The sequence below is a fragment of the Candidatus Photodesmus katoptron Akat1 genome (assembly GCF_000478685.1).
In the GTDB taxonomy this organism is placed as follows: Bacteria; Pseudomonadota; Gammaproteobacteria; order Enterobacterales; family Vibrionaceae; genus Vibrio; species Vibrio anomalopis.
Genome location: NZ_AMSD01000001.1, coordinates 55,145 through 80,207 on the forward strand (window position 1 = coordinate 55,145; position 25,063 = coordinate 80,207).

Annotated in this window: 21 protein-coding genes, 2 tRNA genes and 1 pseudogene; 7 read left to right on the top strand and 17 right to left on the bottom strand. The window is 29.3% G+C overall.

All coding sequences use genetic code 11. From position 1 onward, the window contains the following. The first annotated feature begins 16 nt into the window (after positions 1 to 16). From O1U_RS00235 to queC, 4 genes are all read left to right on the top strand, one after another. Positions 17 to 1,816 carry an ABC transporter ATP-binding protein gene (locus O1U_RS00235; protein WP_016503407.1) on the top strand — a complete coding sequence of 600 codons (1,800 nt, stop codon included), beginning with the start codon at positions 17 to 19 and terminating at the stop codon, positions 1,814 to 1,816. A gap of 253 nt (positions 1,817 to 2,069) precedes the next feature. Further along, on the top strand, positions 2,070 to 3,161 hold the full coding sequence (locus O1U_RS00240; protein WP_016503408.1) for a 3-deoxy-7-phosphoheptulonate synthase: 1,092 nt from the start codon (positions 2,070 to 2,072) through the stop codon (positions 3,159 to 3,161). A gap of 172 nt (positions 3,162 to 3,333) precedes the next feature. Continuing rightward, complete coding sequence (queE, locus tag O1U_RS00245; protein ID WP_016503409.1) at positions 3,334 to 4,002, top strand: 7-carboxy-7-deazaguanine synthase QueE; 669 nt, start codon at positions 3,334 to 3,336, stop codon at positions 4,000 to 4,002. A 26-nt stretch (positions 4,003 to 4,028) separates the two neighbouring features. Beyond that, a complete protein-coding gene (gene queC, locus O1U_RS00250; protein ID WP_016503410.1) occupies positions 4,029 to 4,721 on the top strand; it encodes a 7-cyano-7-deazaguanine synthase QueC in 693 nt (230 codons plus the stop codon). Between the two features lie 87 nt (positions 4,722 to 4,808). On the opposite strand, the gene O1U_RS00255 is transcribed toward queC, so the two are convergent. The 4 genes from O1U_RS00255 to O1U_RS00270 form a co-directional block, all read right to left on the bottom strand. Continuing rightward, on the bottom strand, positions 4,809 to 6,569 hold the full coding sequence (locus tag O1U_RS00255; protein ID WP_016503411.1) for a DEAD/DEAH box helicase: 1,761 nt from the start codon (positions 6,567 to 6,569) through the stop codon (positions 4,809 to 4,811). Between the two features lie 263 nt (positions 6,570 to 6,832). Beyond that, the gene (locus O1U_RS00260; protein ID WP_016503412.1) at positions 6,833 to 7,480 is read right to left on the bottom strand and encodes an MBL fold metallo-hydrolase; all 648 of its coding nucleotides are present in this window, start codon (positions 7,478 to 7,480) and stop codon (positions 6,833 to 6,835) included. A gap of 88 nt (positions 7,481 to 7,568) precedes the next feature. Next, on the bottom strand, positions 7,569 to 8,165 hold the full coding sequence (locus O1U_RS00265) for a GTP cyclohydrolase II (RefSeq protein ID WP_016503413.1): 597 nt from the start codon (positions 8,163 to 8,165) through the stop codon (positions 7,569 to 7,571). Positions 8,166 to 8,668: 503 nt separating this feature from the next. Further along, the gene (locus tag O1U_RS00270; protein ID WP_016503414.1) at positions 8,669 to 10,195 is read right to left on the bottom strand and encodes a fumarate hydratase; all 1,527 of its coding nucleotides are present in this window, start codon (positions 10,193 to 10,195) and stop codon (positions 8,669 to 8,671) included. 52 nt (positions 10,196 to 10,247) lie between these two features. Here O1U_RS00270 and pabB point away from each other — a divergent pair, with 52 nt between their 5' ends. Then, entirely contained in the window at positions 10,248 to 11,609 is a 1,362-nt protein-coding gene (gene pabB, locus O1U_RS00275; protein WP_040356507.1) for an aminodeoxychorismate synthase component I, read from the top strand. A gap of 257 nt (positions 11,610 to 11,866) precedes the next feature. On the opposite strand, the gene queD is transcribed toward pabB, so the two are convergent. From queD to pheS, 6 genes are all read right to left on the bottom strand, one after another. Continuing rightward, positions 11,867 to 12,229, bottom strand: a complete 363-nt coding sequence (gene queD / locus O1U_RS00280) for a 6-carboxytetrahydropterin synthase QueD (protein ID WP_016503416.1) — start codon at positions 12,227 to 12,229, stop codon at positions 11,867 to 11,869. Positions 12,230 to 12,336: 107 nt separating this feature from the next. Continuing rightward, positions 12,337 to 13,710, bottom strand: coding sequence for an L-serine ammonia-lyase (locus O1U_RS00285; RefSeq protein ID WP_016503417.1), 1,374 nt, complete (start codon positions 13,708 to 13,710; stop codon positions 12,337 to 12,339). Positions 13,711 to 13,843: 133 nt separating this feature from the next. Next, positions 13,844 to 14,677, bottom strand: coding sequence for a ribosome biogenesis GTPase YlqF (gene ylqF / locus O1U_RS00290; RefSeq protein ID WP_016503418.1), 834 nt, complete (start codon positions 14,675 to 14,677; stop codon positions 13,844 to 13,846). 123 nt (positions 14,678 to 14,800) lie between these two features. Next, positions 14,801 to 15,097 (bottom strand): integration host factor subunit alpha, encoded by a 297-nt coding sequence (gene ihfA / locus O1U_RS00295; RefSeq protein ID WP_016503419.1) that lies wholly within the window; start codon positions 15,095 to 15,097, stop codon positions 14,801 to 14,803. 165 nt (positions 15,098 to 15,262) lie between these two features. After that, a complete protein-coding gene (gene pheT, locus O1U_RS00300) occupies positions 15,263 to 17,662 on the bottom strand; it encodes a phenylalanine--tRNA ligase subunit beta (RefSeq protein WP_016503420.1) in 2,400 nt (799 codons plus the stop codon). Positions 17,663 to 17,684: 22 nt separating this feature from the next. Further along, on the bottom strand, positions 17,685 to 18,674 hold the full coding sequence (gene pheS, locus O1U_RS00305) for a phenylalanine--tRNA ligase subunit alpha (protein WP_016503421.1): 990 nt from the start codon (positions 18,672 to 18,674) through the stop codon (positions 17,685 to 17,687). 239 nt (positions 18,675 to 18,913) lie between these two features. On the opposite strand from pheS, the gene O1U_RS00310 reads away from it, so the two are divergent. Beyond that, positions 18,914 to 18,987 (top strand) — tRNA-Cys (locus O1U_RS00310). A gap of 126 nt (positions 18,988 to 19,113) precedes the next feature. Here O1U_RS00310 and O1U_RS00315 read toward each other — a convergent pair. The 3 genes from O1U_RS00315 to lolA form a co-directional block, all read right to left on the bottom strand. Next, positions 19,114 to 19,198: transfer RNA gene (locus tag O1U_RS00315), tRNA-Leu, on the bottom strand. Between the two features lie 122 nt (positions 19,199 to 19,320). After that, the gene (gene serS / locus O1U_RS00320) at positions 19,321 to 20,634 is read right to left on the bottom strand and encodes a serine--tRNA ligase (protein ID WP_016503422.1); all 1,314 of its coding nucleotides are present in this window, start codon (positions 20,632 to 20,634) and stop codon (positions 19,321 to 19,323) included. Between the two features lie 82 nt (positions 20,635 to 20,716). After that, a complete protein-coding gene (lolA, locus tag O1U_RS00325; protein ID WP_016503423.1) occupies positions 20,717 to 21,316 on the bottom strand; it encodes an outer membrane lipoprotein periplasmic chaperone LolA in 600 nt (199 codons plus the stop codon). A 240-nt stretch (positions 21,317 to 21,556) separates the two neighbouring features. Between lolA and O1U_RS00330 the strand changes: the two genes are divergently transcribed. Beyond that, positions 21,557 to 22,324, top strand: a complete 768-nt coding sequence (locus tag O1U_RS00330; RefSeq protein ID WP_016503424.1) for a hypothetical protein — start codon at positions 21,557 to 21,559, stop codon at positions 22,322 to 22,324. Between the two features lie 37 nt (positions 22,325 to 22,361). Here the strand turns inward: O1U_RS00330 and pyrF are convergent, their stop codons facing one another. The 4 genes and pseudogenes from pyrF to ihfB form a co-directional block, all read right to left on the bottom strand. Beyond that, positions 22,362 to 23,060 (bottom strand): orotidine-5'-phosphate decarboxylase, encoded by a 699-nt coding sequence (pyrF, locus tag O1U_RS00335; RefSeq protein WP_034411512.1) that lies wholly within the window; start codon positions 23,058 to 23,060, stop codon positions 22,362 to 22,364. A gap of 32 nt (positions 23,061 to 23,092) precedes the next feature. Then, a complete protein-coding gene (gene lapB / locus O1U_RS00340; protein ID WP_016503426.1) occupies positions 23,093 to 24,268 on the bottom strand; it encodes a lipopolysaccharide assembly protein LapB in 1,176 nt (391 codons plus the stop codon). 50 nt (positions 24,269 to 24,318) lie between these two features. Continuing rightward, positions 24,319 to 24,563, bottom strand: a pseudogene (locus O1U_RS00345) (lipopolysaccharide assembly protein LapA domain-containing protein). Between the two features lie 157 nt (positions 24,564 to 24,720). Next, complete coding sequence (ihfB, locus tag O1U_RS00350) at positions 24,721 to 25,014, bottom strand: integration host factor subunit beta (protein ID WP_016503427.1); 294 nt, start codon at positions 25,012 to 25,014, stop codon at positions 24,721 to 24,723. Between the last annotated feature and the right edge of the window lie 49 nt (positions 25,015 to 25,063).

Here is a 25,063-nt window from a genome sequence, read left to right on the forward strand (position 1 = left end):
GTGTTTTTGTTTCTCAATGTTCCAAACAAGTAATACTATTAGCTATTATTGGCTAATAAAACAGGTAAAAAAATATAAATCTAAGCTTTTTTTTGCTAATGGTATTGCTATTCTCGCTGCATTAGTTAGTGTCCCAATTCCTTTATTAATGCCCCTTATGGTTGATGAGGTATTATTAGAAAAACCTGGATCCGGTTTAGCTCTAATGAATCACTTGTTACCAGAGAAAATGCAAACTTCAGTTGGTTATATATTGTTAACTTTAATATTAATCATCTTAATGCGCACTTTAAGTCAAGGATTGAATATTCTTCAAGGTAAGCAGTTTACTTTTGTTTCTAAAACAATTACCTATAAAATGCGTGTTAAGATGATTGACAAGTTAGGTAAGATTAGTATTAAACAATATGAAACTCAAGGTAGTGGTGGAATTAATGCTCATTTAATTGTAGATATTGAAACAATTGATGAATTTATAGGTAGTACATTAAGTAAATTTATGATTAGTTTATTAACAGTATTAGGTACTGCACTGGTTCTATTATGGTTAGAATGGAGATTAGGATTATTTATTCTGTTAACTAATCCAATTGTTATTTATTTTTCTGGAAAATTAGGTAATAGAGTTAAACTACTTAAGCAACAGGAAAATTCTTCATTTGAAAAATTTCAGAATCGTTTAATAGAAATATTAGATAGTATTTATCAACTTAGAGCTGATAATAAAGAAAAAAAATTTTTAGAACAATTGAAAATTCAAGCAAATCAAATTTGTTTAAATTCCGATAAATATGCTTGGCAATCTGAGGCTGCTGGTAGGCTTTCATTTTTACTATTTTTACTTGGATTTGAAATATTTAGAAGTGTAGCAATGTTGATGGTTTTATTTAGCGATTTAACTATTGGTCAAGTGTTTGCTGTATTTGGTTATTTATGGTTTATGTTAGGTCCTGTACAAGAATTATTAGGTATTCAATTCTCTTGGTATAGTGCAAAAGCAGCTTTAATTCGTATAAATAAACTTCTAATATTAGAGGAAGAATATCGTCCAAAAAGTAAAATCAATCCATTTGAGTACAAAGATAGCATAGAAGTTAACATCAGTAATATTTGTTTTCATTATCATAAAGAAAATCAAATATTAAATAATTTAAGTTTAATTATTCCATCAGGTAAAAAAGTTGCCTTGGTTGGAATTAGTGGTAGCGGTAAATCTACTTTAATTCAATTATTACTTGGTATGAATTCTCAAAATTCAGGAACTATTCGATTTAATGGTAAATTAGCTAATGAAATAGGTTTTAAGCTTATTCGAGAAAATATTTCTGTTGTTTTACAACATCCAATACTTTTTAATGATTCATTGAGAAATAATGTATCATTTGGAAATCAATATGAAGATGCATTAATTTGGAATGCATTAGAAATTGCACAGATGGATGATTTTATATTAAAGCTAAGTAGTGGTTTAGATACTCAAATTGGTCGTAATGGAGTTCGGTTATCAGGAGGACAACGTCAACGTTTAGCAATAGCCCGTATGATTTTGAGTAATCCCAAGTTAGTTATTTTGGATGAAGCCACTTCAGCATTAGATACTGCAACTGAATTAGCAGTACATAATGCATTAACTAAATTTTTAAACGGTAGAACAACTATTATAGTTGCGCATAGATTATCGGCAGTAAAAAAAGCCGATGTAATATATGTACTTGATAATGGTAGAATTGCTCAAATGGGCAACCATGATGAATTAATTAAACAAAAAGGTTTATATCAAACTTTGTATGGGGAATATCTCTCTTCTAATTTTTAATGAAAATAACACTATCGTAAACATTAAATAGAAATGGTTATATTTCTTTTGTGTTTATTAAAATTTTATACATCAATATATTTAAATATATTCACTAACTTGTCAAAAATAGATAGATATTTAGATTATTTATTATTTCAATAATAGTTTTAATATATCAATTTCCTGGCATTTTAGTTCAGAATTAAATATCAATTGATTCCTTTAACTAAAGTTAATACTTTTAGTATTTAATTATAAAACTATTAAACCTATGTCATTGAAAGCTAAAGCACTAGACATAATGCCAACATGCGCTGAATTAGCAAAATCACTTCCTATTACTAATGATATTGAAAAAAGGATAACTCAATTTCGTAAACAAGTAGAAAAAATACTCACTGGCCAAGATAAAAGGCTATTAGTTATTGTTGGCCCTTGTTCAGTACATGATACTAAAGCTTCTTTTGAATATGCTAAGCAGTTATCTGTACTTCAAGAAAAATATAAAAAACAATTATTTATTATAATGCGTACGTATTTTGAAAAACCAAGAACTTTTATTGGTTGGAAAGGATTGATTACTGATCCAAATTTAGATGGATCATATGCATTAAAAGTAGGTTTATATAAAGCACGTAAATTATTATTGGATATTAATGCGCTTGGCTTAGCTACAGCTACTGAATTTCTTGATATGATTACAGGGCAATATATTGCAGATCTAATTACATGGGGTGCAGTTGGTGCTAGAACTACAGAATCTCCAAGACATCGAGAAATGGCTTCAGCATTATCTTGTCCTATTGGATTTAAAAATGGAACAAATGGTGGTATTAAAATTGCTATTGATGCAATTCGTGTATCTAATTTTTCTCATTATTTATATTTACCAGATAATAATGGGCGTATGACAGTTTATAAAACTAGTGGAAATCCATATGGACATATTATCCTACGTGGTGGGAACTCTGGTCCTAATTATGATTTCAAATCAGTAGAAAATGTTTGTATGCAACTTTCTAAATTTAATTTACCTAAACGGTTATTGATTGATTGTAGTCACGCTAATTGTGAAAAAAAACATTTTAAACAATTAGATGTAGCTAAAGATATTTGTAAACAAATAAAATTAGGTAAAGGTTATATAGCAGGAATTATGGCAGAAAGTTTTATTGAAGAAGGTAATCAATCAATAGAAGATTTAAATAACCTTATTTATGGTCAATCTATTACTGATCCTTGCCTTGGTTGGAAAGATACAACTACTTTATTAGACATGCTAATGAATGCTGTTAAAATTTATCAGATGACGTCTATAAATAAAATCAAAAAACGGAAAAAACAGAAAGGAATATTTGTCTAGTAGATACATTAGATAAAATGTAATATGTAAACAAGCATGAGGCTATCCAGTATTTTACTAGTTAATCATTTTTAGTAAACATGATAGTTTTAAATTTAACTTAAAGTGCTAGTTTTTTTAAATTATAAAGTATATCTTATACTTCTAATTTTAACATCATAGTTAACCAATTTTGTATAAAGTTAATGACATATTTGAAACTATACAAGGCGAAGGAAGCTTATCAGGTATTCCATCGGTTTTTGTTCGTCTTCAAGGTTGTACTGTAGGATGTTCTTGGTGTGATACTAAAGATACTTGGAATGTGAATTTTCAAAATCAATGTGATTTAAATGAGATTTTAAATAAAACTTATCCAAGTGAATCTTGGTGTTTATCTTCTGCTCAAGAAATTATCGATGTATATCGTAAGCGAGGTTTTTTAGCAAAGCATATAGTAATTACTGGTGGTGAACCTTGTATCTATGATTTACGGCCACTTCTTAATGGTTTTGAAATAATAGGTTGTTCCTGTCAAATAGAGACTAGTGGTACATCAGAGATTCGAGTATCAAAAAGGACATGGGTTACAGTATCACCAAAATTTTTGATGAAAAATAAACTACCAGTACTTAATAGTGCTCTATACAGAGCTGATGAAATTAAATATCCAGTTGCTGTAGAAAAAGATATAAAAAAATTAGATAAACTATTATCAAGTATCAAAATAAGCGATAAAACTATTATTTCTCTACAGCCTGTTAGCCAAAAAACACATGCAACAGAATTATGTATTAGAACATGTATTCAAAGAAATTGGCGTTTATCTATTCAAAGTCATAAATACTTGAATATAGTATAGTTTAAATAAGAATCAAATAAAAAATAATGAAGAAAGCAGTTGTTGTCTTTAGTGGTGGTCAAGATTCTACAATTTGTCTAGTAAAAGCTTTAGATGAATTTGATGAAGTTCATGCTGTTACTTTTGATTATGCTCAAAGGCATAGGAAAGAAATTAAGGTTGCCATTAATTTAGCACAATATTTTAAAGTAACTACACATAAGTTGATGGATTTAACTCTTTTAAATAAATTAACAATTAGTGCATTAACTAGAGAAGAACTTCCTGTATCTAATCAATTACAAAATAATGGATTGCCAAATTCATTTGTACCTGGTAGAAATATTTTATTTCTAACTTTAGCTGGAATTTATGCTTATCAAATCAGTGCAGATGCAGTTATTACAGGATTATGTGAAGCAGATTCATCTGGATATCCTGATTGTCGGAGTGTTTTTTTGAAGAATATGAATAAAACTTTAATTCAGGGAATGGATTATAAAGTAAATATTCTTGCACCACTTATGAGACTTAATAAAGCTGAGGTATGGGCTATGGCGGATAAGTATAATGTTCTAGATTTGATACGATATAAAACCTTGACTTGTTATAATGGAATTATTGGTATAGGTTGCGGTAATTGTTTAGCTTGCAAATTAAGAAATATCGGTTTAAACAATTACCTGAGTAATCCAAAGTCTATAATGAAATCTTATCTTAAGAAGGTAAATTCATCATAGGAGTAACTAATAACTAATATTAGCTTGAATTTTAGTATATTGATGATATGCATATGTATCATATTTTCTAGTTTTCACTAATTTAAGTTAATCATGATTACGTGTAAATCTTCGACGTTTTTGACTACTATGATTTCGGTTTATGCGGTTACTATAATTCTGTCCACTATTTCGATAACTACGAAATTCATAAAAGCCTCTAAAATCGCATAATACTGCAAAAGCTTCTTTTTGACGAATTCTTAGTTTACGTAGTTTATCTATAATTCTAGAATTCATCATTTTGGGTAATTGAACATACGTTTGATTTTGAGTTAATTTTATTGCTCCAATAGAAGTTTTTGTTAATCCTAATTCATTTGCTAATGCACCAACAATATCTTTAACTTGAATACCTTGATCACGACCTACCTGAAGTTCGTAAGTATCCCAATTTTCTGGAGTATTTAAATTACTAGATCTATTAGAATCACGATATTCTTTTTTTCGACGTAATTTATCACGTTCAATGACAGTAATCATTGGATCTGAACCAGAATAGAATAATGGACGCTTCCCCTGTTGGCGTTTAAGAAGAATCGCTGCTAGCATTTCTGTATCAATTTCTAAAGATGTTTTTAATTTTTCAATTAAAACAAGAAATTTTTTAATTATTTTATGCTCTTTCTCAGCTTTAATTTCTGCACTTAATTTAATCAGACGAATTTCTGCTATTTTATCACGTAAAGGTAATTGAATTTCTTGTATTGAAGATTTGATTACGCGCTCAATAGTTCTAAGCATACGTAACTGATTTGTACGCACTAAAAGAATCGCTTTCCCTTTACGTCCAGCACGACCAGTACGTCCAATTCGATGAATATAGGACTCAGCATCAAATGGAATATCATAATTAAATACATGAGTAATTCGATGAATATCAAGACCACGAGCAATAACATCTGTTGCAACTAGAATATCAATTACACCATGCTTAATATTTTCAACAGTACGTTCACGTTGAGATTGAGGAATATCACCATGTAAAGCAGCAACCTTAAAATCATAATTACTTAGCCAATTAGCTAACCGTTCAGTTTCTTGACGAGTACGAACGAATATTATAGATGCATCTGTCTCTTCAGTTTCAAGAAAACGAGAGATTGCTTCATCTTTTTCAATCCCTTTTACAACCCAGAATTGTTGTTCTACCTGTTCAACAATATGATTTTTTCCAGCTACATCAATATACTTAGGATTACGTAAAAAACGTTTAATAATATTTTTCAATATAGGAGGTATAGTTGCAGAAAACATAACGCGCTGTGCTGTTTCTGATGCATGCTCCATAATCCAAGTTACATCATCTACAAAACCCATGTTTAACATTTCATCAGCTTCATCTAAAATAAAAGTATGTACTTCATCTAAATGTAAGCAATTTCTCTTAATAAGATCTTGAATTCGACCAGGAGTCCCTACCACGATATTAATACCAGATCTCAGTGCACGAATTTGATCTGAAATAGAAACACCGCCATAGACTTCTAATACTTTCAGTTCATTTAGGTTTTTACCAAGATTCTTTATCTCTGCTCCTACTTGAATTGCCAATTCACGAGTTGGTGAAAGAATAACAGCTTCTGGTTTATTTTGTTTAAAATTCAATTTATTAAGCAAAGGTAAAGCAAATGCAGCTGTTTTTCCAGTGCCTGTTTGGGCTTTTCCTAATAGATCTTTACCTGTTAGTAAATGAGGAATAGCTGATGACTGAATAGGAGTGGGCCTTATAAAACCCATCTCATCTAAAGCAGAAAGGATAAAGTTATTTAAATCTAGTTCCTTGAATTGAATCACAGAATTTTGCATTGAAATCCTACTATATTGTTAACAAGAATTCCCATTTGCATCTATTCAATTCCAATACTAACTTAATATTAAGTTTACTTCTTGCTTCATCAAGTAAAGCAATAGAGTTTAAATGCAATAGAGGCTATTGGGATATTATTACTTCCGGAGGCGAATTATTCCTTAAATAGATAAAAAGATCCAGAAAAAAATTGAAATACATCACAATTATTTATTTAATTAGTTATAGAATAAGAAAATCAAAACCTTATTCTCTTAAAAAATCATTTTAGATTTAATAAAACCGGATTTGATGTTCGCTCGTAACCAAATGTCGACTCTGGACCATGGCCTGATATAAAATGTACAGTGTCACCTAGTGGCCATAGCTTTGTTTTAATTGAATTTATCAATTCATTGAGACTACTTCCTGGAAAATCTGTTCGACCAATACTGCCATTAAATAAAACATCGCCAACAAAAGCTAACTGAGATTTTTGGTTAAATAGAACGATGTGTCCAGGAGTATGTCCTGGGGTATGAAATACATCTAGAATTTGTTTTCCAAATTTTATTTGATCTTGATCCTTTAACCACTCTTTAGGTTCAAAAGATTCTATAATAGGAAGGGAAAACATTTTACTTTGTTTATCTAAAGCCTTAAACCAAAACTTGTCTTTTTTATGAGGCCCAATGATATTGATTCCACCTAATATTCTAGAAAGTGCCTGTGTTCCACCGACATGATCTAGATGACCATGAGTGAGTACCAAACAGATAACTTTAATCTTAAGTTTATTGATAAGATTAGCTAATTTTTCTTCATCGCCACCAGGATCTATCACAATACCTTCCATTGTTTCATCACACCAGACAATAGAACAGTTTTGGAAAAATGAAGTCACAGGAACTACTTGATATTTTATAGACATTCAAAACTCCAATAAGAAAGATGTAGATTCTAAGTGAGAGTATAATATATTCAAGTTATTTTAATTAATTGACATAATTATACACCACTTATAATTTTAAATTATGTTTTCCGTATGATGCTTTTGCCTTTAAATAACCTTGATTACCTGACTTAATATGTGCAGAAGTATTTATAACTTCAGTTATTTCGATATTATTTGCTTTTAGTTCTTTAACTTTTTTGGGATTATTAGTTATTAATCGAATTTTAGTTACGTTCAATGCTTTCAGCATTTGAGCAGCTTCACTGAAATCACGAAGGTCGTCACCAAATCCTAAATGATTATTAGCTTCATAAGTATTCATACCTTGACTTTGCAGTAGATAAGCATCAATTTTATTATATAATCCGATTCCTCTCCCTTCTTGACGCAAATAAAGAATAATTCCTCCATATTTGCTCATTTTATAAATGGTTTCATCTAATTGTTCACCACAGTCACAGCGAGACGAATGGAAAACATCACCAGTTAGGCACTCTGAATGCATACGTACTAATGGAATTTTGCTTTTTAAATCAGCATGCTTGAAGACAACTGCTATATGCTCTTTTTCCGTTTTTAGTCTGCTAAAAGATAAAATCTCCGCATCAATGTCACTTTTAATCCCTACTTTTAGATTAACTCTAGCTCGTACTTTCGCCATGTTTTTACTCACTTGGATTTCTGATTCAGTGATTAATAGATTACAGCACTATACTAACCATGGAGAGTGGATAGAGTATTTTTAATAATTATGCATAAAACACTTAAAGCCATTGTTATTATTATTGACGAATGAAAATTCGTATTAACAAAGTCAAATGAAATTATTTCTTCTAGCTTTAAGCTAATTTTAAAGATGATAGCTAAAGGGTTATTTACCTAACCTACTCTTCATTATCATATAAAATATGATATGTTTCTGCAAAGCAGTAGAATATATATATGATAATAAATTATGGGATAACAATCACATATATTGACATTTACTTATACTGTTCATTTAAAATGAACTCCGATATATAGAGCTATTATAGCTTATAACTACATATTTACTTATATGAAAGAATATATACTAATATAATTAACAAATTTTTTTAGAAAATAAAGTTGAAATAAAAAAGTTTAAAAGTTTATTTATACTAGCATTCATCATCAATATTAAGATTAACGAATATTTTTTTGAAATTCAGAAATCTTTATTTTCCAAGTCTCTGGACCTTTTTGATGTATATTTTTACCACTAGCATCAATAGCTACAGTAACAGGCATATCTTTAACTTCAAATTCATAAATTGCTTCCATTCCTAAGTCCTTGAATGCAACTATTTTCGATTTTTTTATAGATTTAGATATTAAATAAGCAGCACCGCCAACAGCTATTAAGTAAACAGCTTTGTACTTTTTAATTAATTTTGTTATTTTATGATTACGCTCTGCTTTCCCGATCATGCCTATAATACCAAATTTCTCTAACATCATATTAGTAAATTTATCCATTCGAGATGAAGTAGTGGGTCCTGCAGGACCCACTACTTCATCTTTTATAGCGTTAACAGGACCCACATAATATAAAAATTTACCTTTTAAATTAATGTTTAATGGTAAGTGTTTTTTATTTTCAATAACATCTTGTAAACGTTTATGAGCAACATCACGAGCTGTAAAAATTTTACCTGATAGCAAAAGTGTTTCTCCAGATTGCCATCTTATAAGTTCTTCTTTTTTTAGTTTATTCAGATCAACTTTACGAGTATTGTTATTGATTTTCCAGGTGATTTTGGGCCAATCTGATAATTTTGGTATTTCTAAATTTGCTGGACCAGTTCCATCTAAAGTAAAATTAATATGACGAGTAGCTGCGCAATTTGGAATTAAACAAATTGGTTTGGAAGCAGCATGAGTTGGTGCAGTTTTAATTTTTACATCTATAACTGTAATTAATCCACCAAGTCCTTGTGCTCCAATTCCTAATCTATTCACTTTGTTAAAAATATTTAATCGTAAATCTTCTTCAAAATTTTTTGGGCCTTGTGTTATAAGTTCTTGGATATTAATATGTTCCATCAACGATTCTTTCGCTAACAGTGCAGATTTTTCTGCTGTCCCGCCAATTCCTATCCCTAATATTCCTGGTGGACACCATCCAGAACCCATTTTTTTTACTGAATGTTCTACCCAATTTACAATATCATCAGAAGGATTAAGCATGGCCATTTGAGTTTTATTTTCAGAACCTCCTCCTTTTGCTGAAAGAAAAATTTTCATTACATTACCAGGGATCATCTCAATATGAACGACAGCAGGAGTATTATCTTTAGTATTAATTCTCTTTCCTGCAGGATCCATTACAATAGAAGCACGTAATGGATTCTCTAGGTTTGTATAAGCCTGGTGGACGCCTTTATCAATCATCTCTTGGAAAGTTAAATTTGTTGAATTCCAACGTACTTTCATCCCAATTTTTAAGAAACAAGTAACAATTCCTGTATCTTGACAAATTGGACGATGACCTTCAGCAGACATACGTGAATTGACTAAAATTTGAGCAATAGCATCTTTCGCTGCTTGACTTTTTTCTCGATAATATGCTTTTTCTAAAGCTTTAATAAAATCTAATGGATGATAATAAGAAATATATTGAAGTGCATCAGCAACACTGCTAATTATATCTTGTTCTCTAATTATTGTCATTTTATGATGCCTTTTCTTGTAATATCAAAATAGAGTGACTTTTTTGTCAAAAATTAATAATAACCAGTTAAATAATATTCAAATTAAAAAAATTAAGTATTTTCCAAACTTATCTAAACAACTTTTTTCTAAAATTGAACACTTATCCTGGTCAATGCTACTTAGTTCTGCATCCTCTGTACATAAAAATAGTAGGTTTGATATCTTAGTTAGTCTACCTAAAGTTAAGCTAGAGACATACTCAAATATTACTACTGTTGATACTGAACTAGCTTCATATAGTACAAGTTCTGATCCATTTAAACTTATTTCTGAACTTCAAGACCTTTATCTTCCTAACGTTTCTACTGAACTTCAATTTCCTTTTATTGGTGGTATTTTAGGTTATTTTTCTTATGATTTAGGTAGAAGAATTGAAAATATTTCTAATTTTTCTGAGAAAGATATTGATTTACCAGATATGGCAGTTGGTTTTTATGAATGGGCTATCATAGTAGATCATCGATTGAAAGCAGCTTTTGTTGTAGGTCTAAATGTAGATAAATATTGGCAATGGATTAGCAATCAAGTTAAATCTTCTCAATCTAAATTTCATCTCACAGAAAAGTGGCAATCCAATATGGATAAAATAAGTTATACTAATAAATTTGATAAAATACAGGAATATATATTTAATGGAGATTGTTATCAGATTAATTTGGCTCAACGTTTTCATACAAAATGTATAGGTAGTGAATGGGAAGCCTATCAAAGATTAGAAAAATTGAACTTATCTCCTTTTTCAGCTTTTATTCGCATAAAAAAAGGTACAATTATCAGTTTATCTCCTGAAAGATTTTTAGAAGTAAACAATGGATTAATTAAAACTAATCCAATTAAAGGAACACGTCCAAGATCTAAAGATTATAACAAAGATAAAAACTATGCACTTGAATTGATAAATTCTGAAAAGGATCAAGCTGAAAATCTCATGATTGTTGATCTTCTTCGTAATGATCTTGGTCGTGTAGCAAAACCAGGGACTGTACATGTTCCTAATCTTTTTTTTATAGAAAGTTTTCCAGCAGTACATCATTTAGTCAGTACTGTTACAGCTAAATTAGATAGTAAATATTCATATATTGAACTATTGCGGTCTAGCTTCCCTGGAGGATCAGTTACTGGTGCTCCTAAAATAAGAGCAATGAATATTATAGAAGAACTAGAACCAAATAGACGACATATTTATTGCGGAAGTATTGGTTATATAAGTCGTAATCATAAGATGGATACAAATATTGCAATTAGGACATTACTTATAAAAGATAGGAAAATTTATGCATGGGCTGGTAGTGGTATAGTAGCTGATAGTAATCGTGATTCTGAATATCAAGAAACGTTAGATAAACTTAGTCAAATTTTAAAGGTACTATAAGAATATTAAGGTCACTTCTAAAAAATATTTTCTAAATCTTTTTATATATGTAAGTAGGTTTTATTAAAAATACCATTTATGCTACACTAAGCATTTCAAATAAATCCATTAATATGCTAATAGTTAGAGCCATAATCAATACTTTATATTTTCTTGTAATCTATTAAAACTAACATCAAGCATCAGATGTTTTAATTATCATTTTGGTTAGTTTATTTTAAAGTTACGTATTTAAAAAAAACAGTTAGATACTATATTTATTTACCTGAGTAAATGCAACCTGTAGTACAAGTTTCTTTAATTTCTATTTTATTTAATATAGGCAATGAGGGTTTTAGTTTCCTCCAAATCCAAATTGCAAGAACTTCGCTAGTCGGATTCTCTAACCCAGTAATCTCATTTAAGTAAAAATGATCTAACTGTTCATAAATTGGGTTAAATAATTTCTTAATATCAGAAAAATCTACTAACCAACCAGTGTTTGGATCTATATTACCTTGTATATAAAGACGAACAAGAAAAGAGTGTCCATGTAATCGACCACATTTATGACCTTTAGGCACATTAGGCAAATGGTGAGCGGCTTCAAAGGTAAAGTCTTTATATATCTCTGTTTTCATTTCAACCTCTTGAAAATTGTATCAAATTAAAAACCAGTTATATAAAAAAGGTACTATTCATATTTTATAAAAATAAAAAGCACATTAATTTATCAAAAATATGAATTTTATTCATGGGGAGGTTCTAAATAGATGGATGCTAATCCTCCAAGAGATGTTTCCCGATATCTTTTATTTATATCTTTACCTGTTTGATACATGGTATTAATAACTTTATCTAGTGAAATTAAGCATGTATTACTAGATTTTAAAGCTATTCTTGAAGCATTAATTGCTTTTATTGCACCCATTGCATTTCTCTCAATACAAGGTACTTGGACTAAACCACTAATAGGATCACATGTCATGCCAAGAGAGTGTTCCATTGCAATTTCAGCTGCGATACAAATTTGATTATTAGTTCCACCTCGTAAAGCAGTAAGACTTGCTGCAGCCATAGAAGATGAAACCCCAACCTCTCCTTGACAACCTACTTCTGCACCACTAATAGAAGCATTTGTTTTATATAAAATACCAATAGCACCAGATACAGCAAAAAAATCTTTTAGCTGATTGGTATCTAGTTTTTTAATAAATTTGTTGTAGTACATTAAAACAGCGGGGATAATCCCTGCTGAACCATTTGTTGGTGAAGTGACAATTTGCCCACCAGAAGCATTCTCTTCACTCACAGCAAAAGCAAAAAGATTAATCCAATCCATAATTACCATAGGATCATTATCAAATGATTCATCAGACTTTAATTTTTTAAGCAATCTTGGAGCCCTTCTAGTAACATTTAATCCACCTTCTAAAATTCCTTCTGTTTCGAAACCTCTCTTCATACATAACAACATCACTTTCCAAAGATTTTTAACTTTTCTATCAATAGATCTCATGGTTCGAAAAGACAATTCATTGCGTAGTATCATATTTCCTAGGCTAAGACCATGCTTTTTAGCCTGAAATAACATTTCACTAGCAGATTTAAATGGAAATTCAACACTAATTAGATCTTTATTATTTTTCTTTTTTTTAAACTCCTTAGCTGTTGTTATAAAACCACCACCATTTGAATAATAAGTTTCAAAGAGTATTATTGAACCAAATAAATCATATGCAGTGATAGTCATACCATTTTCATGTAATGGTAAATTTCCAGAATGAAAAATAATATCTGATTTATATTTAAAATCAATTACACGATTTCCTAATAAAAAAAGCTTGCTATTTTTAATAACAGTTTTCATTTTATTATTTGCAATATTAATTTTTATAGTCTCTGGTTTATTTCCTAATAAACCTAGAATAACTGCTTTATCCGTATGATGTCCTTTTCCTGTTAAAGATAGTGAACCATATAGATCAACTTGAATACGATTAACTTTATTAATCATTGGAGCTATTAGATGAGTAAAATTATAACCTGCAATCATTGGACCATTAGTATGAGAACTAGAAGGGCCAATACCTATTTTATAAATATCAAAAATTGATAGCATAAATATTTCCTGTGAGTTGAATCTTTAACGGAAGTATGTACTAGTAATGTATAACTCATTGAAATTATTTTTTAAAAAAACATTTTGACTCTTATATAGTTATATCTTTTTTTACGCTATCATGTACTATTACTTATAGTAATATTTCAGGAGATTCTAATGTAATTTCTTTTAAAATACCATTACGAAACTCATTCAGAAAAATTTCACAAGCTTTATAATTATCGATATAAGCACCAGGTTTTAGTGTCCCTCGATTAATTCCAATTGCATTTATTATCTCTATACTAGATTCAGGAAGTTTTTTTATTTTATAACGTTTTTTAATTTTTTCTGGATAATACTTAAGAAGGTAACTAATAATATCAATAGCAACTTCATCATATTCTATTGCAATATTTTTTACAGCTCCAATTGCCGCTAAACGAAAGGCCACACTGCGATCTTCTATTTTAGTCAAAAAAATTCCAGGAGTATCATACAACACAATACCATTTTTTAAATTAACGCATTGTTGAGAACGAGTAATAGCTGGTTGATTACCAGTAACTGAAATAGTACGACTAGCTAATGTATTTATTATGGTTGATTTTCCTACATTTGGAATACCTATAATCATTACTTTAATATTTTTTTTAATCTTATGATTAGATGGAATAAATTTACGGCATATTTTTTTTATTTTACAGACTGATTGTAAATTAGATGCTATTGTTGATATTGCTTTTATTTCTTTTTTTTGAAAATACTGCATCCATAATTTAGTTAATTTAGGATCAGCTAGATCAGATTTATTTAATACTGTTAAATGGTGTTTATTGGTATACCATTTAGGAAAAATGGGATTTTGACTACTGAAAGGGATACGAGCATCTAAAATTTCAATAAAAATATCAATTTGTTTAACAATTTCTTCAATTTTCTTAGTAGCTTTATACATGTGTCCAGGAAACCATTGAATAGACATAAAGAAAATAATCCAAATGAAAAATAATTAACGTTAATAAAAGAAAAAAGCAGTAATTAAATTAATACTAACTAATTATTACTATTAGCAATATAGCCAACATCAAATAATCTTTGATGGCGATTACTTGTTAGATTTTATATTTTCTACACGAGATCTTAATTTTTGTCCTGGTCGAAATGTAACTACCCTTCTTGCTGAGATCGGAATATCCTCACCAGTTTTTGGATTTCTTCCAGGACGTTCGCTTTTATTACGAAGCTCAAGATTACCAAAACCAGATAGTTTTACTTGTTCGCCATTTTCCAATGCTTTTCGAATTTCTTCAAAAAATATTTCAACTATTTCTTTAGCATCACGCTTAGTATAGCCAATTTTTTCAAATAGGTTCTCTGATAGTTCTGCTTTTGTGAGAGCCATAAAATTCACCTCAATATATTAATTATGTAGTATTTAATAAGTAGTCAATAATTTTTAAAAGCTCAAAGTGGCTGAATAAAAATTATAATGAATCTATGTATAGATTAAAGGTAATTTAACTTGATATTAGAACCTATCTAGTAAATAAAGACTGTCTTAAAAAAACTAATCACGAAGTGAAGCACCAAATTTTTTGGATATATGAATAAGGATTTTTTTAACTAGTTTAGAGATATCTTGTTCTGTTAAAGTACAGACTGTGGACTGGAACATTAATGCAATTGCTAGGCTTTTTTTCCCTTTTTTAATACCATTGCCAACATATAAATCAAATAATTTAGCATCTTTTAAAAAGGTTCCACCTAATTCAAAACATGAACGTATTATGCTATCAAAAGTTATGTTTTCATCAACAATTATCGAGATATCACGACGATTGGATGGATACTTAGATATTTCTAAGAAAGTTGGAATAATACTAGTATCAATAGTAGAACTACGTATCTCAAAAGCAAAAGTTCGACCATATAAATCTAATTCAGACTCAAGTTTTGGATGAATTGTACCAATAATTCCAACCTTCTCTTCTTCTAAAAAAATAGCAGCAGATTGACCAGGATGAAATGCTGGATGTTTTTCAGCTTTAAATTTATATGCTTTATTATTGTTAGATAACTCTAAAATAGATTCTAAGTCTCCTTTTAGGTCAAAAAAATCAACCTCTTGAACTGGTATACTCCAATGTTTTAGATTTCTAGTACCAGATATTACACAAGCAAGCATTAATTCTTGTTGAATATTATTCTCTGAAGATTTACAAGGAATAAAAGTTCGACCATATTCAAATAAACGAACATATGGTTGTTGACGTTTTTGATTATATGAAACAGCATTTAATAAACCTTGAATTAAACCAAGACGCATTGCCGACATATCTGAAGAAATAGGATAAGGTAATATAAAAGGTCTGATATCTGGGAAAAACAACTCTTGTTGTTCCGGTTTCACAAAACTATATGTAATAGCTTCATGATAACCGCGGCTTACTAAAAAAGAACGAATCTTTTTTATAACAGATTGATCTCTTTTTTTAGTATTATTTACTTCAATATTTAGTAATGGGAATTGGTTAGGCATATTATCATAACCATAAATACGAGCAATTTCCTCCACAAGATCTTGTTCTATTGTTATATCAAATCTCCAAGTTGGAACAGTAACCAACCAATCACTTTCTTCTTTTTTAACTAGGAACCCAAGATGTTTAAGAATCATTAAAACATCTAAATCAGGAATATGATATCCTAAGATTCTATCAAGTTTAAATCGGTGAAACTTAATTCTTTTTTGTTTGGGATAATTACATTTAGATTCTATAGAAACAACTGTTGAAACATCACCACCAGAAATATCAATTAAAAGTTGAGTTGCGCGTTCTATAGCTTTTAATTGCAAATTATAGTCAACACCGCGTTCAAATCGACTAGAAGCATCAGTTAGTATACCATAATGACGAGCATGACCAGAAATATAATCAGGGGAAAAAAAAGCAGATTCAAGAAGTATACTTTTAGTATGAGTATTTACAGATGAACTTTGACTACCTAAAATTCCAGCAATAGAGAGAATTTTATCTTCATCTGCAACTACAACAGTATCAATATTCAACATGATATCATTACCATCTGCACTTTTAAACCTATCATTTTTATTTGCATTACGAATAATAATTCTTCCCACAATTTTAGATAAATCAAATGCTTGAATTGGTTGTCCTTGTTCTAAAAGGACATAATTATTGATATCTAATACTAGATTAGTAGATTGCATACCACAACGGCGTAATTTTTCTCGTATCCAGAATGGTGTTTTGGCTTTGATATTTATATTCTTTATTATTCTAGAAAAGTATCGGGGACATACTTCAGGCACTTGTAATTCAATAGGTATAGTATCCTTTATATTAGGCTTGACAATTTTAAAATCAGGTTCCATGATTTTAGTCTGAGTCAGCGCAGCAATTTCACGGGCAATGCCACGAATACTAAAACAATCACCGCGATTAGGTGTTAAATTTAAATCAAAGATTACATCATGAAAATTAAGAAAGGTATAAAAGTCCGTACCAACTTGAGCTTCTTCTTCCAACTCTATAATGGAATTTTCATTTTCATTATTAATATTAATACCAAGATCAGAAAATGAACAAAGCATACCATTAGATATTTGACCACATACCTTTATTTGTCTGATCTTAACATTGCAAGGTAGCACACTACCAACTATTGCTACAGGAATTTTTATACCTGCACGACAATTGGAAGCACTACAAACAATATTTAAAAGTTCTCCTGTACCAACATTGACCTGAGTTATTTTTAATTTTTCAGTATTAGGATGAGTATAACATTGCAAAATATAACCAATTTTAACTCCAGTAAACCTTCTAGATATAGAATAGATGTTATCTACCTCTAAACCAGCCATAGTAATTCTTTTGGCTAGTTCACTAGCAGAATTTGAAAAGTTTACCCATTCACATAGCCAGGATTTACTGAATTTCATTGTACATTTTTATCCTATAGATTCATTTAAATTGTTTTAAAAAACGCAAATCGTTTTCAAAAAAAGAGCGTAAATCATGTATACCATAAGCAAGCATTGCTAGACGTTCAATACCTATACCAAAGGCAAAACCAGAATATTTTTCAGAATTAATACCTACACTATGAAATACATTAGGATGAACCATTCCACAGCCTAAAATTTCTAGCCATTCACCATTTTTATTCTTTATATCAATTTCAGCTGAAGGTTCTGTAAATGGAAAATAAGAAGGCCTAAAACGCAATTCTATTTTTTCTTCTCCTTTAAAAAAGTCGTAAACGAAATCATTCAAAATACCTTTTAATTGTAAAAAATTAATATTTTCATTAACTAATATTCCTTCAAGTTGATGAAACATTGGAGTGTGAGTCTTATCATAATCATTTCTATATACTCGACCAGGAACAATATAACGAAATGGTGGTTGAGAATTTTCCATGATTCTAATTTGTGCTCCAGAAGTATGAGTACGTAACATTAAATTTTGATTGAAAAAAAAAGTATCTTGATCTGTACGTGCTGGATGCATAGGTTTTATATTTAATGCATCAAAATTATGAAAAGCATCCTCAATTTCTGGACCGCTTTCAATATCAAATCCCAGTTTAGTAAAAAAACATTCTACTCGTTCAATAGTATGAGTAACTGGATGTATGCTACCAGTATTAATCCGTTTCCCTGGTAAAGTAATATCAATTTTTTCAGAATTTAATGTACTTAAAAGTTCAATTTGTTTTAGTTCAGCCTTACGAAGGTTAAAAATTTGAATCATTTTTTCTTTTGTTTTATTAATCGTTTTAGCAATATCAGCTCGCTTTTCAGGAGGTAGAAGGGAAAGATTTTGGAAACAACAAGTGAGTTCCCCTTTTCTACCTAGATACTGAATACGTACTTTATCAAGTTCTACTAATGAATTAACACTCTTAATAGCGATGGTTGCATTAGTAATAATATCTTTTAGATATTGCATCAATTTTTATCCATCTATTTAATAGTTATAAATAAAAAATACAGTTAAATAAAATTGTTAGATATGGTAACTAAATTGAACTCTAAAGCCAAATTTAATTTATTTAAACTTAGCTAAATTACTATTGATAGCATAATTTATAAAAATTTTGTAAAGATAAAGTTGACTCATTTCAACAAATCCGTAGAATGCCCAATCAGTTAGATACATCATTAGATATATCTATTACCTTTATTTATGGCGTGTTGGCAGAGTGGTTATGCAACGGACTGCAAATCCGTTGACCCCGGTTCAATTCCGGGACACGCCTCCATTCATCAATAGATATACTTTTAATTTTAAACTTTTCTAAAAAATATGCTTACTTGGTCTATTTCTTATCTGAATATCATTAAGAAATAGAAAATAAGATTGATCAGTTGAATAATTATATTTGAAATGGTGCCCGAGGGCGGACTCGAACCGCCAAGACAACAGTCGCAGCATTTTAAGTGCTGTGTGTTTACCCATTTCACCACTCGGACATACAGAAGGATATTGTTAATAGACAAAACGAAACTTATAATAGGACAAGATAGTAACTGAGAAGGAAAACTAAATCAAACTTTATTTTTTATAACAAAATTGATTTTATAGTATTTATATACTAAGGGATATGAGTTAAACCTCCCATATACTTTTGAAGAACTGAAGGAATTGAAATAGAACCGTTTTTTGATTGATTATTTTCTAAAATAGCCACCATAGTTCTACCAACTGCTAATGCAGAGCCATTTATTGTGTGCACTAATTCTGTTTTTTGGTTTTGTTTTCTGCGAAAACGAGCCTGCATACGTCGAGCTTGAAAATCTCCCATATTTGAACAAGAAGAAACCTCACGATAGGTTTTTTGAGCTGGAACCCATACCTCTAAGTCATAAGTTTTGCAAACACCGAAACCTATATCACCAGAACATAACAAAACTTTTCGGTAAGGTAATTCAAGAAGTTGCAAAACTTTTTCTGCATGGTTAGTTAATTTTTCAAGAGCATTCATGGAATCTTCAGGTTTTGTTATTTGAACTAGTTCTACTTTATCAAATTGATGTACACGAATAAGACCACGAGTATCGCGACCATAAGAACCTGCTTCAGAACGAAAACATGGAGTAAGAGCTGTTATTTTAATTGGTAATTCTGACATATTAAGAATGCTATCACGAACAATATTTGTTATTGGTACCTCTGCCGTTGGAATTAAAAACAGCTTTTTTTGATCTTCAATATTGGGTTTTTTAATCGTAGATTGAATATGAAAAAGTTCTTCATTAAATTTTGGCAACTGACCAGTACCAAATAAAGCCTTAGAATTTACTAAATAAGGCAAATACATTTCCGTATATCCATGTTTCATAGTATGCAGATCTAGCATAAATTGGCCAATTGCACGATGCAACCGTGCAAATTGGCCTTTCATAACGATAAATCTTGTACCAGAAATTTTGTTGGCACTAGAAAAATCAAATCCTCCTCCTATTTCACCTAGATCAACGTGATCTTTTATTTCAAAATCATAAAATTTAGGTTTCCCCCAACGATAAATTTCAATATTTTCTGTTTCATTTTTACCACTTGGTACAGAATCATCTGGTAAATTTGGAATAGAGAATAGGAACTCATTGATTAAATTTTGTATTTGTTCTAATTCAAACTTTTTAAGGGTTAAATCTTTAGCTAATTTAGTGATTTTTTTTTTAATATCGATTATATCTTTTTTACAATCATTACCAGCTAACATTTTTTGAGCAATTTGCTTAGAAAGCGAATTATGAGCACACTGTAAATTTTCAACAGCAATTTGGCTAATTTTACGACGTTCTTCAAGAAGACGTATCTTTTCTATATCTAATTTAAAACCACGACGTGCCAATTTTTTTGATGTTTTTTCTAATTTATTTCGAAAAAGATTAATGTCTAGCATAGCTAAAAAATCCAATTTTATATTATGAATAAAGAATAATTAAATTTTTCTTCTTTAAAAAAATAATTACACTGCTTCATCTTTAATTTCTTTGATCATCAACCTCTACTCCTTTAGGTATTTTAAATCTAAATCGTTCAATGCTTGGATTTTTAAAAATAATATTTTTAAAATTAAAGGAACTAAACTGTCCGTCTTCTTCAAGAATACTAAAGGTTTTTAGTATCCCTTTATTATTAAGTTCAATTTGAAACTTTTCCTGGCTAGAGTTCATTGAAATTTTTGTTAAAGTAAAACAATCACCTTTTTGAGTTATATTATAATTATTCCAGTTAACTAATTGAGTATCTATTAAAACAAGAAAAGGAGTTTGTTCTATTACTTGCTTTTGCCATAAAAGAGTTATTTGCGTAATAGAAGGATCATAATACCATACAATAGTACCATCAGATACTAGGAGGTTTTCATTAGGAAATTTAGTTTCCCAACGAAATAAGTTTGGGCGAGCGATTTCTATACTTCCTTCTGCTTCTATTATAAGGTCACCATCTGAACTAATAACTTTTTGAAAAAAATCACCAGAAAATCCATCGATAATAGCTAAACGCTTATTCAACTCATTTACACTATTAGCAAAAATAGGAAAATTTATGAATAATAGAAGAATATATATGCTTTTCATTAAAGAATCACTTAAGTATGAAATACTTCAAAAGCTATTATATATACTATATGATAGTTAATAAAATTTAAATAAGTTAAAAATAAAAAAACAAACGAATATTAACCTTAGTTATTGTGGATAATAATTTATTTTTATCAACATAACAATCAATAAACAAGCAAAGAATTTATCAATGAATAAAACAAATTCAATCTATATAATATTAAAAATCAATTTCTTGCAAATAATATACGGATTATGAATATCGGTTTAGTCATTACTCTTATAGCTGTTTTATTAATTCTAGTTTTTAGTTATAACATAATTGTTCAATATAAATTACAAATAGATAAAGAAAGACAGAAGAAGTCTAATCGTTACGTAGCAATTATTGAAGCGACTAAAGAATTACTACAAAATACGTATAGTCTACCATTTAGTAAAGAATTAGTTATTTGTTTGAATAAGCGAATTTTTTATTCATTAAAAAACATGCTTGAATTAACTCCTAAAAATAAAAATTTAAATCAATATATTATAAATCTACAAAAAGAAATTAATCATATAGAGCATAACTATAAAAGTTCTAAAATCACTTCTTTCAAGATTCCTGATGATGAAAAACAGGTTATTACTATACTAAAATTAGTAAAACGACTTCGCGATATTATCCGAAGCGAAAATAATAAAGGTTATTTGCAGACTAAAATTTATATTTCTGAAAATGCAAAACTTGAATTACTTCAGACTCGTATTAGTATTGAAAGTCTTATTAAACGAATAAATAGTAGTATTAACCGAAAACAAATAGAAACGGCTATACACCTAATCAACACAGGCATCTCTTCTCTAAATTCTAAAAATGATGTATATTCAAATCAGGTTCGTATAAGATTACAAGATATTTTTTCTAAATTAGATAGTAAACGTCAAGAAAAAAATAGTAAGGAAACAGTGAAACACCTCAACAGAAAAGAACGAGAAAATGAACTGAATATTTTATTTGGAAAAAAGAAAAAATGGTAGTTTTCAAAAAAAAGATTTTTTATTTATGCACGCCTTTTTAAGAAGTAATTTCATAATTTATTTTAGCCAATATTTTTTCTGGTTGTTTCGATTTAGTAATAGGCCGTCCTATTACTAAATAATCTGAACCTGATTTAACCGCTTCTATAGGTGTTTTTATCCGTTTTTGATCATCTAAATTGGTATTTTTAAGTCGTATAGCAGGTGTTATTAATTTAAATTGTTTACCTAAATTAGATTTTACTATAAAAGCTTCTTGAGCTGAACATACCACACCATCTAGCCCTGAATTTTTAGCTAATTTAGATAATCGCATTACTTGAAATTTTGGAGTAATATCAAGACCAATACTAGCTAAATCATTTTGTTCCATACTAGTTAGAACAGTTACACCTATAAGCAACGGACGATTTTTACCATATGGTTTTAATATTTCACGAGATTTCGTCATCATACGTTCACCACCAGAAGAATGTACATTTACCATCCAAACTCCAAGTTCAGCTGCTGCTTTAACAGATTCAGCGCATGTGCTTGGGATATCATGAAACTTTAGATCTAAAAAAACTGAAAAATTACGTTTATGTAACTTACGAACAAAATCAGGTCCAAATAGTGTGAACATTTTTTTTCCAACTTTTAATCGGCATAAAAAAGGATCTATTTTATCAACAAAGGTTAATGCATCTGTTTCATTATCATAATCTAGTGCAACAATAACTTTTGGATCAGATATTTTCTTTTTCCTAATATTTATTGTACTCAAATCTATTCTCCATCTAATCCACGAATATGCTTAATGCTTCCCCACTCCTTACAAGAAGGACAATGCCAATATATTGAGTGAGTAGAAAAACCACATTTTCTACAACAATAACTTGGTTTAAGTTTTAATTGTTCAGATACTAATTTTTGTAAAGTGCTCAAACTAGATTTTGTTCGACCTTCTGATAAATTCAATAAATGATAATCCATTAATCGATAAAAACCTTTCATAGTAGGATTTTTTTTTAATTGATAAGTTAATAATTCTCGAGCCGCATCAATACCTTCATGCTGAGCAACTAATTGAGCTAACATTAATGTACAAGAAACACCTGCTTTTTTTATAATACATTGACGTAAAAATTCAACTAATTTTTTTTCTTTTCCTAAATGAAAATAACAATCAGCTAATACGGGAAGTACATGTACAATAAAATCTATATCTTGTTTTAAAACCATCTCCATATAGTGTACTGTTTTATAATAATCTTCTATCTCTAAAAATAAATTTCCTAATGAGATACTAGCTCTTACGCAATTAGGATCTTCAGAAAGGGCTAATTTAAAATAACGAATTGCTTTAGCTATTTCTCCTTTAGATTTTTCTTGCATAGCTAATTCACACAAAAAATGAGCTATTCTAACACAAAATTTTGATTTTCCAAGCTTTACAAGTAATCTAGCATAGCAGATTGCTTTACTCCACTCATGAGTTTGTTGATATATTAAAACCAGTTGTTGTAAACTTGTTTCTTCATATTCATATGATTTTGTTTCTAATAATTGTTCAAATATTTTTTCAGCTCTATCTAAAAAACCTGATGTCATGTAATCCTTAGCTAATTGTTGCAGTGCTACATTTTTTTGATAAATAGTTAATTTTGAATGTGAAATTAAGTTTTGGTGTATTCGAATTGCTCTGTCGACTTCACCGCGAGAGCGAAATAAGTTTCCTAGTGCTAAATGCGTATCAATTGTTTCATCATTAACATGAAGTAAATTAATAAAATGATCTACTGCTTTATCTGATTTATCAGACAATAGTAAATTTAAACCGGTAACGTATTGACGAGAAATTTGATTTGAATAATTTTGACGATCTTGTTGAGTATTTCTATTTCCAATATACCATCCATAAAAAGCTGCAATAGGGAGTAATAAAAAAAGTATTTCAATCATCAAATTTTTATCCTTATAATTATATTATAATGATTCATGAATAACTTTTCTCATTTGTTTTTTTTCAGCTTTTTCATTAGCTTTCTAAGTTTTAATTGAGTTTGCAAATGTAAACATCCCCAAATTAACCAAGAAAATAAAAAACCTAATACAAAGACAATACTCATAAGAATAGATAAATAAAAATCTCTTTTAGCAAAAAAATAATTAAAAGTAACTATAGTTTGATTTTGAGAACCTAATGCAAGTGCTAGAAAAAACAAAAAAACATTAATAGAATTTTTATAAATTTCATAATTACTAGCCTATATAATAAAATGTTTACTAAGCAGTAGTAAAAAACAAGTTCAGAGAAAAAATACAAATACTAGATGAAAACACTGACGAAAAAGCGGCATATTGTATGCCGCTTTTTTTTTGCTTTTTTTTACTTCCGATTATTTAACCTAAATTTACTCGATCGCGTAACTCCAATTTACTCGATCGCGTAACTCCTTTCCTGCTTTGAAATAAGGTACATATTTCCCTTTTAATTTCACTTTATCGCCAGTTTTTGGATTACGACCAATACGAGGTTCTCTATAATGTAACGAGAAACTTCCAAAACCACGAATCTCAATTCTTCCTCCGTGCTCTAACGTCGATGCCATATATTCTAAAATATCTTTTACAGAATCTTCAATTTCTTTTAAAGATAAATGAGATTGCTTGATACATAGTCTTTCAATTAGCTCGGATTTTGTCATAACTAATCCTTATTAAGTAATCACTCTAAATAGCGTTCTTCTTATTTAA

What these genes read in the sequence shown, in the direction of transcription:
- lapB (WP_016503426.1), bottom strand. Translation starts at nt 24,268, where the DNA reads ATGATTGAAATACTTTTTTTATTACTCCCTATTGCAGCTTTTTATGGA.
- pheS (WP_016503421.1), bottom strand. Translation starts at nt 18,674, where the DNA reads ATGCAATATCTAAAAGATATTATTACTAATGCAACCATCGCTATTAAG.
- O1U_RS00285 (WP_016503417.1), bottom strand. Translation starts at nt 13,710, where the DNA reads ATGCTATCAATTTTTGATATTTATAAAATAGGTATTGGCCCTTCTAGT.
- O1U_RS00235 (WP_016503407.1), top strand. Translation starts at nt 17, where the DNA reads ATGTTCCAAACAAGTAATACTATTAGCTATTATTGGCTAATAAAACAG.
- O1U_RS00265 (WP_016503413.1), bottom strand. Translation starts at nt 8,165, where the DNA reads ATGGCGAAAGTACGAGCTAGAGTTAATCTAAAAGTAGGGATTAAAAGT.
- ihfA (WP_016503419.1), bottom strand. Translation starts at nt 15,097, where the DNA reads ATGGCTCTCACAAAAGCAGAACTATCAGAGAACCTATTTGAAAAAATT.
- ihfB (WP_016503427.1), bottom strand. Translation starts at nt 25,014, where the DNA reads ATGACAAAATCCGAGCTAATTGAAAGACTATGTATCAAGCAATCTCAT.
- O1U_RS00270 (WP_016503414.1), bottom strand. Translation starts at nt 10,195, where the DNA reads ATGACAATAATTAGAGAACAAGATATAATTAGCAGTGTTGCTGATGCA.
- queC (WP_016503410.1), top strand. Translation starts at nt 4,029, where the DNA reads ATGAAGAAAGCAGTTGTTGTCTTTAGTGGTGGTCAAGATTCTACAATT.
- O1U_RS00240 (WP_016503408.1), top strand. Translation starts at nt 2,070, where the DNA reads ATGTCATTGAAAGCTAAAGCACTAGACATAATGCCAACATGCGCTGAA.
- ylqF (WP_016503418.1), bottom strand. Translation starts at nt 14,677, where the DNA reads ATGTCTATTCAATGGTTTCCTGGACACATGTATAAAGCTACTAAGAAA.
- O1U_RS00255 (WP_016503411.1), bottom strand. Translation starts at nt 6,569, where the DNA reads ATGCAAAATTCTGTGATTCAATTCAAGGAACTAGATTTAAATAACTTT.
- serS (WP_016503422.1), bottom strand. Translation starts at nt 20,634, where the DNA reads ATGCTAGACATTAATCTTTTTCGAAATAAATTAGAAAAAACATCAAAA.
- O1U_RS00330 (WP_016503424.1), top strand. Translation starts at nt 21,557, where the DNA reads ATGAATATCGGTTTAGTCATTACTCTTATAGCTGTTTTATTAATTCTA.
- lolA (WP_016503423.1), bottom strand. Translation starts at nt 21,316, where the DNA reads ATGAAAAGCATATATATTCTTCTATTATTCATAAATTTTCCTATTTTT.
- pheT (WP_016503420.1), bottom strand. Translation starts at nt 17,662, where the DNA reads ATGAAATTCAGTAAATCCTGGCTATGTGAATGGGTAAACTTTTCAAAT.
- queD (WP_016503416.1), bottom strand. Translation starts at nt 12,229, where the DNA reads ATGAAAACAGAGATATATAAAGACTTTACCTTTGAAGCCGCTCACCAT.
- O1U_RS00260 (WP_016503412.1), bottom strand. Translation starts at nt 7,480, where the DNA reads ATGTCTATAAAATATCAAGTAGTTCCTGTGACTTCATTTTTCCAAAAC.